General features: G+C 76.4%; 16 protein-coding genes. 7 read left to right on the top strand and 9 right to left on the bottom strand.

Features of this window, described 5'->3' with window-relative positions:
- Positions 1–99 precede the first annotated feature (99 nt).
- Positions 100–996 (top strand): ribosome small subunit-dependent GTPase A, encoded by an 897-nt coding sequence (rsgA, locus tag CHC04_RS02865; protein WP_245816938.1) that lies wholly within the window; start codon positions 100–102, stop codon positions 994–996.
- Between the two features lie 72 nt (positions 997–1068).
- On the opposite strand, the gene CHC04_RS02860 is transcribed toward rsgA, so the two are convergent.
- Positions 1069–1602, bottom strand: a complete 534-nt coding sequence (locus tag CHC04_RS02860; protein ID WP_141233674.1) for a hypothetical protein — start codon at positions 1600–1602, stop codon at positions 1069–1071.
- 176 nt (positions 1603–1778) lie between these two features.
- Here CHC04_RS02860 and CHC04_RS02855 point away from each other — a divergent pair, with 176 nt between their 5' ends.
- A complete protein-coding gene (locus CHC04_RS02855; protein ID WP_089402343.1) occupies positions 1779–2210 on the top strand; it encodes a VOC family protein in 432 nt (143 codons plus the stop codon).
- Here the strand turns inward: CHC04_RS02855 and CHC04_RS02850 are convergent.
- Together CHC04_RS02850 and CHC04_RS02845 are read right to left on the bottom strand one after the other, a co-directional pair.
- Positions 2207–2845: a hypothetical protein gene (locus CHC04_RS02850; protein ID WP_141233673.1), complete on the bottom strand. Its 639-nt coding sequence runs from the start codon at positions 2843–2845 to the stop codon at positions 2207–2209. The two genes, CHC04_RS02855 and CHC04_RS02850, sit on opposite strands and share 4 nt — an antisense overlap.
- A 97-nt stretch (positions 2846–2942) precedes the next feature.
- Entirely contained in the window at positions 2943–3485 is a 543-nt protein-coding gene (locus CHC04_RS02845) for a DUF2087 domain-containing protein (RefSeq protein WP_089402341.1), read from the bottom strand.
- Positions 3486–3538: 53 nt separating this feature from the next.
- Between CHC04_RS02845 and CHC04_RS02840 the strand changes: the two genes are divergently transcribed.
- The gene (locus tag CHC04_RS02840) at positions 3539–3715 is read left to right on the top strand and encodes a DUF2795 domain-containing protein (protein ID WP_089402340.1); all 177 of its coding nucleotides are present in this window, start codon (positions 3539–3541) and stop codon (positions 3713–3715) included.
- A gap of 22 nt (positions 3716–3737) precedes the next feature.
- Positions 3738–4541 (top strand): histidinol-phosphatase, encoded by an 804-nt coding sequence (gene hisN, locus CHC04_RS02835; protein WP_089402339.1) that lies wholly within the window; start codon positions 3738–3740, stop codon positions 4539–4541.
- A gap of 75 nt (positions 4542–4616) precedes the next feature.
- Here hisN and CHC04_RS02830 read toward each other — a convergent pair whose 3' ends face one another.
- From CHC04_RS02830 to CHC04_RS02810, 5 genes are all read right to left on the bottom strand, one after another.
- The gene (locus tag CHC04_RS02830; protein WP_089402338.1) at positions 4617–4811 is read right to left on the bottom strand and encodes a hypothetical protein; all 195 of its coding nucleotides are present in this window, start codon (positions 4809–4811) and stop codon (positions 4617–4619) included.
- Positions 4812–4895: 84 nt separating this feature from the next.
- Positions 4896–6239, bottom strand: a complete 1344-nt coding sequence (locus CHC04_RS02825; protein WP_089402337.1) for an FGGY family carbohydrate kinase — start codon at positions 6237–6239, stop codon at positions 4896–4898.
- Entirely contained in the window at positions 6236–6739 is a 504-nt protein-coding gene (locus CHC04_RS02820; protein WP_089402336.1) for an XdhC family protein, read from the bottom strand. The genes CHC04_RS02825 and CHC04_RS02820 overlap by 4 nt, the downstream gene beginning before the upstream one ends.
- A 26-nt stretch (positions 6740–6765) precedes the next feature.
- Positions 6766–7557, bottom strand: a complete 792-nt coding sequence (locus tag CHC04_RS02815) for an alpha/beta fold hydrolase (RefSeq protein WP_245816937.1) — start codon at positions 7555–7557, stop codon at positions 6766–6768.
- On the bottom strand, positions 7554–8570 hold the full coding sequence (locus tag CHC04_RS02810; protein WP_089402335.1) for an aldo/keto reductase: 1017 nt from the start codon (positions 8568–8570) through the stop codon (positions 7554–7556). The genes CHC04_RS02815 and CHC04_RS02810 overlap by 4 nt, the downstream gene beginning before the upstream one ends.
- Positions 8571–8692: 122 nt before the next feature.
- Between CHC04_RS02810 and CHC04_RS02805 the strand changes: the two genes are divergently transcribed.
- Positions 8693–9193, top strand: a complete 501-nt coding sequence (locus CHC04_RS02805; RefSeq protein WP_089402334.1) for a hypothetical protein — start codon at positions 8693–8695, stop codon at positions 9191–9193.
- 5 nt (positions 9194–9198) lie between these two features.
- Here CHC04_RS02805 and CHC04_RS02800 read toward each other — a convergent pair whose 3' ends face one another.
- Positions 9199–9978, bottom strand: a complete 780-nt coding sequence (locus tag CHC04_RS02800) for an aldo/keto reductase (protein ID WP_089402333.1) — start codon at positions 9976–9978, stop codon at positions 9199–9201.
- 145 nt (positions 9979–10123) lie between these two features.
- Between CHC04_RS02800 and CHC04_RS02795 the strand changes: the two genes are divergently transcribed.
- Both CHC04_RS02795 and CHC04_RS02790 read left to right on the top strand, forming a co-directional pair.
- Entirely contained in the window at positions 10124–11521 is a 1398-nt protein-coding gene (locus CHC04_RS02795) for a cystathionine beta-synthase (protein WP_089402332.1), read from the top strand.
- The gene (locus tag CHC04_RS02790; protein ID WP_089402331.1) at positions 11518–12666 is read left to right on the top strand and encodes a cystathionine gamma-synthase; all 1149 of its coding nucleotides are present in this window, start codon (positions 11518–11520) and stop codon (positions 12664–12666) included. Before CHC04_RS02795 ends, CHC04_RS02790 begins: the two co-directional genes overlap by 4 nt.

The raw sequence follows: 12666 nt of genomic DNA, 5'->3' as shown, positions 1-12666 counted from the left end.
CGGTCGGACGAGGACGACGTCCGGGTCCGGCCCAACCGGCGCGGCTCCCGCCCGCGCACCCGCACCCGCCCGGCCCACGCCGACGCCGTCCCCGGGCTGGTGACCGCGGTCGACCGCGGGCGGATGACCGTGCGGGTCGAGGAGCGTGGCGGCGGCACGGCCGAGGTGACCGCGATGCGCGCCCGCGAGCTCGGCCGGCACGGCGTCGTCGTCGGTGACCGGGTGCGGCTGGTCGGCGACACCACCGGCCGGCCCGACACCCTCGCCCGGATCGTCGTCATCGAGGAGCGGACGACGTCGCTGCGGCGGACCGCCGACGACACCGACCCCACCGAGCGGGTGGTCGTCGCCAACGCCGAGCTGCTCGTCGTCGTCACCTCGGTGACCGACCCCGACCCGGCGCTGGGGTTCCTCGACCGCTGCCTGGTCGCCGCCTACGCCGGTGGCCTGGAGCCGCTGTTCTGCCTGACCAAGACCGACCTGGCCAGCCCGCAGCCGCTGCTGGACCGCTACGCCGGGCTCGGCGTCGACGCGGTGCCGATGTCGCGCGAGGCGCCGCTGGACCCGCTGCTCGACCGCATCGGCGGGCGCACCAGCGTGTTCGTCGGCCAGTCCGGCGTGGGCAAGTCGACGCTGGTCAACCGGCTGGTGCCCGCCGCCGACCGGGCCACCGGTGACGTCAGCAAGGTGGGCAAGGGCAGGCACACGTCGTCGTCGGCGGTGCTGTTCGACCTGCCCGGCGGCGGCACGGTCATCGACACCCCGGGCATCCGCTCGTTCGGCCTGGCGCACGTCACCGCCGACGACGTCGTCGCCGCCTTCGACGACCTGGCGCAGGCCGCCGTGGACTGCCCGCCCGGGTGCGGGCACTCCACCGACGACCCCGACTGCGCGCTCGACACCTGGGCCGCCGCCGGCCCGCCCGGCCGCGCCGAGCGGCTGGCCAGCGTCCGGCGGTTGCTCGACGCCGTCGGCCAGCTCGGCCCCGGCTACTGAACCGGCTACTGGACCGGCCGGTCCCGCACGTGACGCCCGGCCGTTCGTACCCAGGCCAGCCGCAGGTCGGGGTCAGCCGCACCTCACGGAGAAGCGGTCCACCAGGCTGCTGAACTCCCCCGGGTCCGGCACCCCGTCGCCGTCGGCGTCGACGTACGTGACGTGGGACACCGCGCGGATGGTGACGGTGTCGGCGTCTCCGTCACCGTCGACCACGGCCCGGCGCTCCTGGATGGTCGTGGTCTGCACCGTCCTGCCGCCGCCGGCGGCGTGGAAGGTGATGTGCTCGACGGCCGTGCCGGTGACCACGGTGTCCCCGAGGTCCACCGTGTACTCGAGCGTGTTGGTGCCGCGGAAGGTGAAGGTCGAACCGGTGACGACGATCTGTCCCCTCAGGGTCTCCGTACCGGTCTGGGGGCCGGGCTGCGAACCCACGTCGGGGTCGAGGCACTCGGGCAGCGTCTCCATCGCGGGGAGCGGGGTCTCGAGCTCGATCGGCAGGACGACGGCCGCCGTCGGCGGCGCTGCCGACGCCGCACCCGTTCCACCGACGAGCAGTGCCGCCACGGGTACGGCGATCGACACGACAGCAGTGGTCCGCCTCATCGCGACTCCTCGACCCGGTCCTCGCCCGTCGGCGCGCGAACCGTCCCGTGGTGCTGCACGGCCGTCAAGGAGCCCGTCCCCCACCACCTCCCGCTCCGGCGCGCGCTCACCGGCGGTCAACGCCGTCTGACGGCGCGCCCGCCGGCATCCGGTCCCGCACACACCCAGGAGTCCTCGTGGAGCAGCAGGTCCACTTCGTCACCCTCGCCACCGCCGACCTCGACGCCGCGCGGCGCTTCTACGCCGACGGGCTCGGGTGGACGCCGCTGCTCGATGTCCCGGGCGAGATCGTCTTCTTCCAGGTCGCGCCCGGGACGGTGCTGGCCTTCTTCGAGACGGGGAGCTTCGCCCGCGACCTCGGCACCGGCCCGGCGCGCCCGGAGGTGTCGGGCGTGACGCTGGCGCACAACGTGGCCGACCGGGACGCCGTCGTCGCGCTCACCGACCGGATGGCCGCGGCCGGCGGCACCGTGCTCACCGCCCCCGAGGAGGGCGCGTTCGGCGGCGTCTTCCACGCGCTGGTGCGCGACCCGAACGGTGTGGTCTGGGAGGTCGCGCACAACCCGGGCTGGTCGGTCGGCCCCGACGGGACGGTGCGGCTCTCCTAGCCGATCGCTCCCTGCTGGCGCGGCCGGGAGAACAGCTCCTCACCCATCGGCTCGTCGACCGCCTCGATGCGCAGGTCGTGCGTCCCGCCCGCGTAGGTGCCGTCGAGGGCCTCGGCCCACACGCAGACCCCGGTCGCGACGTCGAGCCGGACCAGGTGCGCGGACGGGTACTCGACACCCTCCGGGACGCCGCCCCACTCGAGCTCGTCGACCCTCCGGCTGCGCAGCAGCGGGCAGCAGCCGCAGCGCGGCTCGTAACGGTCGGTCGGCACGACGAGCGCCTCCCACGCCGGCCGGCCGGCGTGCTCGACCTCGCGCAGCCCGTCGACCTCCACCGCCGTCCCCGCCGCGAGCTCCCCGGTGTCCGGGGCCAGGCCGTCGGCCAGCTCCACCGGCCGCAGCTCGGCCACCCACCGGTAGTCCTGCCACATCGGGTCGTGGTCCGCCCCGACCTCCCGCAGGACGTGGACCCGGCCGGTGGCGTCCTCCACGCGCAGCAGGTCGGGCCGGCGCAGCCACGCACGGACCGGCTCGGACCACGCCCACCCGCGGCGCCGGCGCTCGGTGAAGCGCAGCGTCGTCCACCGCTCCGGCGAGGAGCGGGCGAGCGCGCGGAAGGCGTCGGCGTCGGGCACGACCGGCAGTGTGGCCCGGCAGCTCGACACGTGTCCTGCGAGTACTCGTGCTCTGCACACACCTGTGTGCAGAGCACGACTGCGCGCGGGAGGAGTATCAGGGGTCGACGTCGACCGGGCCGCCGGTGCGCCAGTACAGCCCGGCCTCGCGGGAGAGCAGCCCCTCGTCGACCAGATGGCGGCGCAGCGCGGCGGTGTCCGGGTGCCACACGGCGAGCAGGGCGTTGACCTCCCGCTCGGGGTAGCGGACGCCGACGTCGAACACCCGCACCACGTGCTCGAGCACCACGCGGCGCTTGGTCAGCTGAGCGGGGATCGTGGTCAGCCGCCCGTCGCGGATGAAGGAGGCGAGGACGGCGGACTCGGCGGGGTCGTCCGACAGCGGCTCCGGCGGCGGGGCGGCCTCGGCCGCGGCCCGGGCGGCGGCGCCGAAGCGCTCGGTGAGCAGCTCGAGGGCGTGACCGTCGCGGCGCACCAGCCCGGCGCGGGCCAGCCGGCGGGCGGCCAGCGCGACGTCCTTCAGCGGCAGGCCGCCGGCGGCGGCGACCTCCTCGATCGTCCCGGCACCCAGGGCGAGCGCGGCCACCACCTTGAGCCGGGTGGGGTCGGCCAGCAGCCCCACGATCGTCGTCGCCTGCACCCCCAGGACGGTATCCGCGCATCGGAGCAGGCAGGCGGGGGTAGGCCGACGGCATGGTGAGCCCCATCGACATCCAGAAGGCCCTCAAGGGCATGGACTACCCGGCCACGAAGGAGCAGATCCTCGAGCACGCCAAGGGCGGCGACAAGGACGTGATCGAGGCGCTGCAGAAGATCGACGACCGCGAGTACGAGGGGCCCAGCGGCGTGAGCGCCGCGGTCTTCGACTGACGCCCCGCTAGGTTCGGTGCCCATGACACCGGGCCGGGACTACACGGGGGACATGCACCTCGCGCACGTGCTCGCCGACCAGGCGGACTCGCTGAGCATGGACCGCTTCCGGGCGCTCGACCTCACCGTCGAGACCAAGCCCGACCTGACGCCGGTCACCGACGCCGACCGCGCCGTCGAGGAGCAGCTGCGGATCACCCTCTCCCGCGCCCGCACCCGCGACGCCGTCCTGGGCGAGGAGTTCGGCGTCACCGGCCACGGGCCGCGGCGGTGGGTGCTCGACCCCATCGACGGGACGAAGAACTTCGTCCGCGGCGTGCCCGTCTGGGCGACGCTGATCGCGCTGTTCGACGGCGACGAGCCGGTGGTCGGCCTGGTGTCGGCACCCGCGCTCAACCGCCGCTGGTGGGCGGCCAAGGACGTCGGCGCCTGGACAGGGCGGCGGCTGGAGTCGGCCACCCGCTGCCGGGTCTCGGGCGTCTCCGACCTCGGCGACGCGAGCCTGTCGTTCTCGAGCCTGTCGGGCTGGGAGGAGCGCGGCCTGCTCGACGGGTTCCTCGACCTCACCCGGTCGGTCTGGCGTACCCGGGCCTACGGCGACTTCTGGAGCTACGTGCTGCTCGCGGAGGGCGCGGTCGACGTCGCCTGCGAGCCCGAGGTGTCGCTGTGGGACCTCGCCGCCCTCGACGTCATCGTCCGCGAGGCCGGCGGGCGGTTCACCGACCTGTCCGGCGTCCCCGGCCCGGCCGGCGGCAGCGCGCTGGCCACCAACGGCGCGCTGCACGACGCCGCGCTGTCCCGCCTGCGGCTGCCCGACCCGGCCTAGCGACGGACGAGGGTGGCCCCCCCCTGCAGGGTCCCGCCGCGAGCTCGCGAGCGGCGGGGGCAGGGGGGCCCTTCCTCAGGCGGTGGGGGTGGTCCCGCCGCCGCTGCCGGTGCCGCGCCCGCCGGAGAACCGGCGGCGGGCGTCGTCGATCCGGGCCTTGGTCCTGGGGTCCTTGGCCATCCGCTGGGCCTTCTCCGACACCTGCTTCAGCGCCTGCTGGCCCTTCGGGCTGCGGGCGTACTGGGCCACCTTGTCGAACACCGACGCCATCTCGTGCGCCTCCTCTCGCCGGGCCCCGTCCGGGCCCCTCGTCCCGGTCAACGGCCGTCCGACCGGCACCGTTCCGCGGCCCGGTCAGGCCCTCGGGGTCACCGGCGGCGACGGTGTCCGCTGCGGCTCCACCGGCCGGCCGACGCCGCGGCCGGCCAGCACCGCGGCGCCGACGGCCGACGCGCTGCGCAGCGGCAGGTAGGTCACCGGCCGGTCGAGCAGGTCGGCCAGGAGCTGCCGCACCAGCGGCACCCGTCCCCCGCCGCCGGTGAGGACCACCGGCTCGCGCGGCGCCCCGCCGAGCAGCCCGGCGGCGGCGGCCACGGCCGCGAGCACCCCCTCGACGGCGGCGCGGGCGAGGTCGGCGCGGGTGGTCCCGGCGGACAGGCCGGACCACCCGGCGCGGTCGCCGGGGCCGGCGACGCCCCCGCGCTCGCCGGTGAGGAACGGCCGGAACACCGCTCCTCCTGCACCGGGCCGCGCGGTCGCGGCGAGGTCGAACAGCTCCCCGGGCGCGACGCCGAGCACGCCGGCCACCCACGTCCACGCCGAGCCGCCGTTCTGCAGCGCCGCCATCGCGTACCAGCCGTCGCCGGTGTCGGCGTAGCCGTGCACGGGCGGGTCGTCGGCCGGCACCGGCGTCCAGCCGGGGCGCAGCACCTGCGCACCGGTGCCGAGGTTGACCTGCAGCGCCCCGCCGGAGCCGGCGGCCAGCATCGCCAGGGGCGTGTCGGCACCCCCGACGACGACCGGCACCTCAGCACCCCCGAGCACGGCGGTTCCCGCGACCCCCGCCGACGGGCGCACCGCGGGCAGCAGGGACGCCGGCACACCCGCCGCGGCCAGGGCGGCGTCGGACCAGCCGTCGGCGACGACGTTCCACAGCAGCGTCGCGGAGGCGTCGCTGCGGTCGGTGACCCGCGGGTCGGCGCCGGGCAGCAGGGTGGCCCGCAGCGCGTCCTTGGGCAGCACGACGGCGGCCGCGCGCCCGACCAGGTCCGGCCGGTGGACGGCCAGCCAGGCCAGCACCGGACCGGTCATCCCGGGGACGAGGGGGTTGGCCAGCGCCGCGCGGTCGGCGGCCGGCATCCCGCGCCAGCGGGCGACCTCCGCGGCGGCCCGCCGGTCGGGCCACAGCACCGCCGGCGCCAGCGCGGCACCGGCGTCGTCGACCAGGACGGTGCCGTGCATCTGGCCGGCCAGGCCCAGCCCGGCCACCGGGCGGCCCCCGAGCTGCGGCAGCAGCCGGGCCAGCGCGTCGTCGAGCGCGGCCCGCCAGGTGCCGACGGCGCACTCGGCCCAGCCCTCGTGCGGCTGCTCGACCGCGTAGCCGGCCTCCGCCTCCGCGACGAGCCGGCCGTCCCCGCCCAGCGCGACGAGCTTGAGCCCGCTGGTGCCCAGGTCCGCGCCGAGCAGGACGGCGCTCACCGCGGACGGTGGGCGGCTCCGCCGCTGCGCCCGTTGCGGTCGGCGAGCAGCCCGGCGAGCGTGCTCAGCGCGATCTCCGCCGGGGTGCGGGAGCCGATGTCCAGGCCGATCGGCCGGTGCACCCGCGTCACCTCCTCCGGCGGGACGCCGAGGGCGGCCAGCGCGGCCACGTGCGGACCCTCGTGCCGGGGGTTGCCCATGACGCCGACCCAGCGCACCCGCCGGGCCAGCGCGTCGCGCAGCACCTCGCCGAGCTCGGGCCGGTGGTGGTCGGTGACCACCACGTCGGCGTCGGACAGGTCCCCCGTGAGGTGGGCCAGAGCGGTGACCCCGGCGCCGCGGGCGGGGTCGGGGTCGAGCAGCACGGTGCGGAAGCCGAGCTCCGGCGCCCACCGCAGCAGCACCTCCGCCACCGGCGAGTCGAACACCGCCACGAGCACCCGCCCGGTCGCCTCCGGGGCCGGGGCGCCGTGGGCCACGCCGCAGGCCGGGTCGCTCACGACTCCCCCGCTCACGACTCCCCCGCTCACGACTCCCCCAGGAACGCCACCAGCGCCGCGGCGAAGGCCGGCGCCCGGAGCACGGTGGAGTGGTCGCCGGGGACGACGGTGACCCGGGCGCCGGGGATGGCCGCGGCGAGCGCCTCGGGGCGGGCCGCCAGCGGGTCGGCGTCGCCGGCGAGGACGAGCGTGGGCGCGGTGATCGCCGCCAGGTCGGCGTCGCGGGTGTGCACCGCCCGGGCGTGCGCGGCGAGGGCCTGCCGGTCGGCGGCGAGGGCGTCGGCCATCCGGCGGAAGAGGACGGTGGCGGGGTCGCGCACGTCGGCGACGTCGGCGGCCTCGAGCGCGGCGGCCAGCTCCCCCATCAGGACGCGGTGCCGCTCGGCACCGCCGGGCTCGACGAGCGCCGCCCCGGCGCCGCCGACCACCAGCCGGCGCACCCGCCGGTCGGCGGCGGCGACCAGCACCGCGACCGTCGCGCCCATCGAGTACCCGGCCAGGTCGAAGGCGTCGTGGCCGAGCGCGTCGGCCACCCCGCGCAGGTCGCCGGCCATGCGCAGCTCGCCGTAGGCGGCGGGGTCGTGCGGCTTGTCCGACCGGCCGTGCCCGCGGGCGTCGACCCCGACGACCTCGCGCCCGGCCGCCAGCAGCGCCGCGACCGTGCCGGTGCCGACCCAGTTGAGCCGGGTGTCCGCGACGAAGCCGTGCTGCAGGTAGACCGGCGGGAGCCCGCCCGGGGTCCCCCACCGGTGCACGGCCACCGCGACGCCGTCGGCACCGGGCACCCGCAGGGGCGCCGTGGTGGTCGTCGCGGTCACGCGGCGCCCCGCTCCGGGCTGTCGCCGTAGGCGTAGGAGGAGTCGACGTAGCGGCCGCCGACCGCGACGCCGGGCGGGGCGATCTCCCCGAGCCGGGCCAGGTCGCCGGCCGACAGCGAGACGGCCAGCGCGCCGGCGTTCTCCTCCAGGTAGGGCCGTCGCTTGGTGCCGGGGATCGGCACGACGTCCTCGCCCTGGGCGAGCACCCAGGCCAGCGCCAGCTGCCCGGGCGTGCAGCCCTTCTCCTCGGCCATCGCCCGGACGGCGTCGACCAGCCGCAGGTTCGCCTCGAAGGCCTCCCCGGTGAAGCGGGGGTGACCGCGGCGCCAGTCGTCGTCGGCGAAGTCCTCCGGGCCGCGGATGGCGCCGGTGAGGAAGCCGCGGCCCAGCGGGCTGAACGGGACGACGCCGATGCCGTGCTCGCGGGCGACGCCGAGCACCTCCGCCTCGACGTCCCGGGTCCACAGCGACCACTCGCTCTGCAGCGCCGCGACCGGGTGGACGGCGACCGCGCGGCGGACCGAGGCGGCCGAGGCCTCCGACAGCCCGAGGAACCGCACCTTCCCCTGCGCCACCAGCTCCGCCATCGCGCCGACGGTGTCCTCGATCGGCACCCGGGGGTCGACCCGGTGCTGGTAGTAGAGGTCGATCACGTCGACCCGCAGCCGGCGCAGGCTCGCCTCGGCGCAGGCCCGCACGTTCTCCGGCCGGCCGTCGATGTCCATGCCCCCGCGGTCGTTGCGCCGCAGCGAGAACTTCGTCGCCAGCTGCACCTCGTCGCGGCGGCCGCGGATCGCCTCGCCGACCAGCTCCTCGTTGTGCCCGTCCCCGTAGACGTCGGCGGTGTCGAGGAACGTCACCCCGAGGTCGAGCGCCCGGTGGACCGTCGCGATCGACTCGTCGCGGTCGGCGGTGCCGTACATCTGGCTCATCCCCATGCAGCCCAGGCCGAGGGCGGAGACGACCAGGCCGTCCCGGCCGAGCGTGCGGGTGCCGGCGGAGGGGGAGGTCATGCCCGCATCCTCGCCCCGCCGTCGGCCGGTCCGCCAGCGGCCGCCTCCGGCGCCGTCCCCCGCCGCCGTTTCCTGGTCGCCTCCCCGGGTAGCCGCCCCGGGCACCGACCCCGGGAGGACCCATGACCGCCCGATCCGCCCCCCGCCGCACGGGCCGCCTGCTCGGCCTGGCCAGCCTGGGTCTGGGCACCGCGATGCTCGTCTCGCCCCAGGAGGTGGCCCGGTTCGCCGGGGTCGACGACTCCCCGGTCGCGCTGCCGGTGCTCACCGCCGTCGGTGCCCGCGAGCTCGCGCACGCCGCGGGCCTGCTCGCCGGGCGCCCCGGCTGGGCCTGGACCCGCGTCGCCGGCGACGTCGTCGACCTGGCCGCCCTGGGCGTCGCCCTCGGCAACCGCGGCGGCGAGCGGCAGCGGCGGCTGGGCAACGTCGTCGTCGGTGCCTCGGCGCTGGCCCTGCTCGACCTGCTGACCGCGCTGCGCTCCCGGGGCTCCCGTCGCCGCCGCACGGCTCCGCCGCGCCCGACCCCGGTCCGCCGGCCGACGACGGGGCTGGTCGCACCGATGGTCGACGTCCGTCGCGCGCTGGCCGGCGAGCCCCGGACGCCGGTGGCCCCCCGGTCCTGACCGGCTCAGCGCCGCGACAGCCCGTCGACGCGGGCCACCTCGTCGGCGGTCAGCGCGAAGCCCCCGATCCCGAGGTTGGCCCGGATCCGCTCGGGCGTGGCCGACTTGGGGATGACGACGACGCCGTGCTCGACGTGCCAGCGCAGCACCACCTGCGCCGGGGTGACGCCGTGCGCGTCGGCGACCTCGCGCAGCACCGGGTCGCGCAGGTCGGTGTTCTTGAACGGGCTGTAGCCCTCCAGGACGACACCGCGCTCGCGGTGCCCGGCCTCGACGGCGGCGTCGAACAGCGCCGGCGCCCAGCTGACCTGGTTGACCTGCGGCGTCACCCCGGTGGCCGCGGTCAGCCGGTGGACCTGCGCCAGCGAGTAGTTGCTGACGCCGATCGCGCGGGCGCGGCCGGCCTCCCGGGCGGCGACGAAGCGCTCCCACAGGTCCTCCCCCGCGCCGCCGGGCGGCCAGTGCACCAGCCACAGGTCGACCGCGTCGAGCCCGAGCGCGTCCAGCGACGCGGTCAGCGTCCGCTCGGCGCGGCCGGCCTCGCGCGGCGGCAGCTTGGTGGTGACGAACACCTCGTCGCGGTCGACGCCGGAGTCGCGCAGCGCCCGGCCCACCTCGGCCTCGTTGCGGTACATCGTCGCGGTGTCCAGGTGCCGGTAGCCGGCGTCCAGCGCGGTCCGGACGGCGTCGTAGCAGGTCGCACCGGTCATCTGCCAGGTGCCGAACCCGAGCAGCGGCATGGCACCGCCGCCGGTCAGTGCGGCGGCGGGGAGAGCGTCGGTCATGCCGCTGCCCTGCCCGACTCCCCTCGCGCCGACACCCGCGGCGCGGTCCCCGGGCGGCCGGTGACCGGCCCGCGCGCCCGCAGCCGTCCCGGGTGGTGGGATGGAGAGGCGAGCGCCCGCCCGGGGCACCGCCGAGGAGGTCCGAGTGCAGTACGCCGAGTCCGTCGTCGACCTGATCGGGGGCACGCCGCTGGTCCGGCTGTCGCGGGTGACCCGCGACCTCGGGCCGGACGCGCCCCTGGTGCTGGCCAAGGTCGAGTACCTCAACCCCGGCGGCTCGGTGAAGGACCGGATCGCCGTGCGCATGGTCGACGACGCGGAGGCCAGCGGTGAGCTGGAGCCCGGCGGCACGATCGTCGAGCCCACCAGCGGCAACACCGGCATCGGGCTGGCGCTGGTCGCCCAGCAGCGCGGGTACCGGTGCGTCTTCGTCTGCCCCGACAAGGTCAGCCAGGACAAGATCAACGTGCTGCGGGCCTACGGCGCCGAGGTGCACGTCTGCCCCACCGCCGTCGACCCGTCCGACCCGCGCTCCTACTACTCGGTCTCCGACCGGCTGGCCCGTGAGACCCCCGGCGGGTGGAAGCCCGACCAGTACGCCAACCCGGCCAACCCGCGCTCGCACTACGAGACCACCGGCCCCGAGATCTGGGAGCAGACCGAGGGGAAGGTGACCTGCTTCGTCACCGGCGTCGGCACCGGCGGCACCATCAGCGGCATCGGCCGCTACCTCAAGGAGGCCTCCGACGGCCGCGTCCGCGTCGTCGGCGTCGACCCGGAGGGCTCGGTGTACTCCGGCGGCACCGGCCGGCCCTACCTCGTGGAGGGCGTCGGCGAGGACTTCTGGCCCGACGCCTACGACCGCGGGATTGCCGACGAGATCGTCCCCGTGTCCGACGCCGACTCCTTCCACATGACCCGCCGGCTGGCCCGCGAGGAGGGCCTGCTGGTCGGCGGCTCCTGCGGGATGGCCGTCGCCGGCGCGCTGCGCGCGGCGGAGAAGCTCACGAAGGACGACGTCGTCGTGGTGCTGCTGCCCGACGGCGGCCGCGGCTACCTCAACAAGATCTTCAACGACCAGTGGATGGCCGACTACGGCTTCCTCGACGTCACCACCGGCGGCGAGACGGTGGGCGAGCTGCTCGAGGCGAAGTCACGGGACGGGGGCGGCGCCACGCCGGTCCTGGTGCACACCCACCCGAACGAGACGGTCCGCGACGCCATCGACATCCTGCGCGAGTACGGCGTCAGCCAGATGCCCGTCGTCAAGGCCGAGCCGCCGGTGACCGCCGGCGAGGTGGTCGGCTCGGTCGACGAGAAGGTGCTGCTCGACGCCCTGTTCGCCGGCCGGGCGTCGCTGTCGGACCGGGTGGAGAAGCACATGTCCGCGCCGCTGCCGATCATCGGGTCCGGGGAGCCGGTCAGCGCCGCGGTGGCCGAGTTCGGCGAGGCCGACGCGCTGATCGTGCACGTCGACGGCAAGCCCGCCGGCGTCGTCACCCGGCAGGACGTGCTCGGCCACCTCGCGGGGGTGACCCGGTGACCGAGTTCTCCGGCTTCGACACCCGCGCCATCCACGCCGGGCAGGACCCCGACCCCGCCACCGGCGCGGTCGTCGTCCCGCTGCACCTGGCCACCACGTTCAAGCAGGACGGCGTCGGGGGGCTGCGCAACGGCTACGAGTACGCCCGCAGCGCCAACCCCACCCGCGACGCGCTGCAGGAGCTGCTGGCCTCCCTCGAGGAGGGCACCGCGGGCCTGGCGTTCGCCTCCGGCCTGGCCGCCGAGGACACGCTGCTGCGCACCGTGTGCGAGCCGGGCAGCCACGTCGTCCTCGGCGGCGACGCCTACGGCGGCACGTTCCGGCTGATCTCGAAGGTCGTCTCCCGCTGGGGCGTCGAGCACACGCCGGCCGACCTCAACGACCCCGACGCGCTGCGCGCCGCGATCCGGCCCGGCTCGACCCGCGTGGTGTGGTGCGAGACGCCGACCAACCCGCTGCTCAACGTCGCCGACATCGCCCTGACCGCGGAGGTCGCCCACGAGGCCGGCGCGCTGCTCGTCGTCGACAACACCTTCGCCTCGCCCTACCTGCAGCGGCCGCTGACCCTCGGCGCCGACGTCGTCGTGCACTCGACGACGAAGTACCTCGGCGGGCACTCCGACGTCGTCGGCGGGGCGCTGGTCGTGCGCGACGAGGAGCTCGCCGCCCAGCTGGTGTTCAGCCAGAACGCCATGGGGGCGGTCTCCGGCCCGCTGTCGGACTGGCTGGTGCTGCGCGGCATCAAGACCCTCGGCGTGCGCATGGACCGGCACCAGGCCAACGCCGAGCGGATCGCCGAGTTCCTGCTCGGGCACGACGCGGTGTCGGCCGTCCTCTACCCGGGCCTGCCCGACCACCCCGGCCACGACATCGCGGCCAAGCAGATGTCCGGCTTCGGCGGGATGCTGTCGTTCCGGCTGGCCGCCGGCGAGGAGGCGGCGCTGCGGGTCTGCGAGCGCGCGCGGCTGTTCACGCTGGCGGAGTCCCTGGGCGGGGTCGAGTCGCTCATCGAGCACCCGCACCGGATGACCCACGCCAGCGCGGCCGGCTCGCCGCTGGAGGTGCCGGCCGACCTGGTGCGGCTGTCGGTGGGCATCGAGGACGTCGACGACCTGCTCGCCGACCTGGCGCAGGCCCTCGGCTGA

It is taken from the genome of Geodermatophilus saharensis, from assembly GCF_900188205.1.
In the GTDB taxonomy this organism is placed as follows: Bacteria; Actinomycetota; Actinomycetes; order Mycobacteriales; family Geodermatophilaceae; genus Geodermatophilus; species Geodermatophilus saharensis.
The sequence above is the reverse complement of the archived record's forward strand: the minus strand, read 5'-3'. Positions and strand labels throughout refer to the sequence as shown.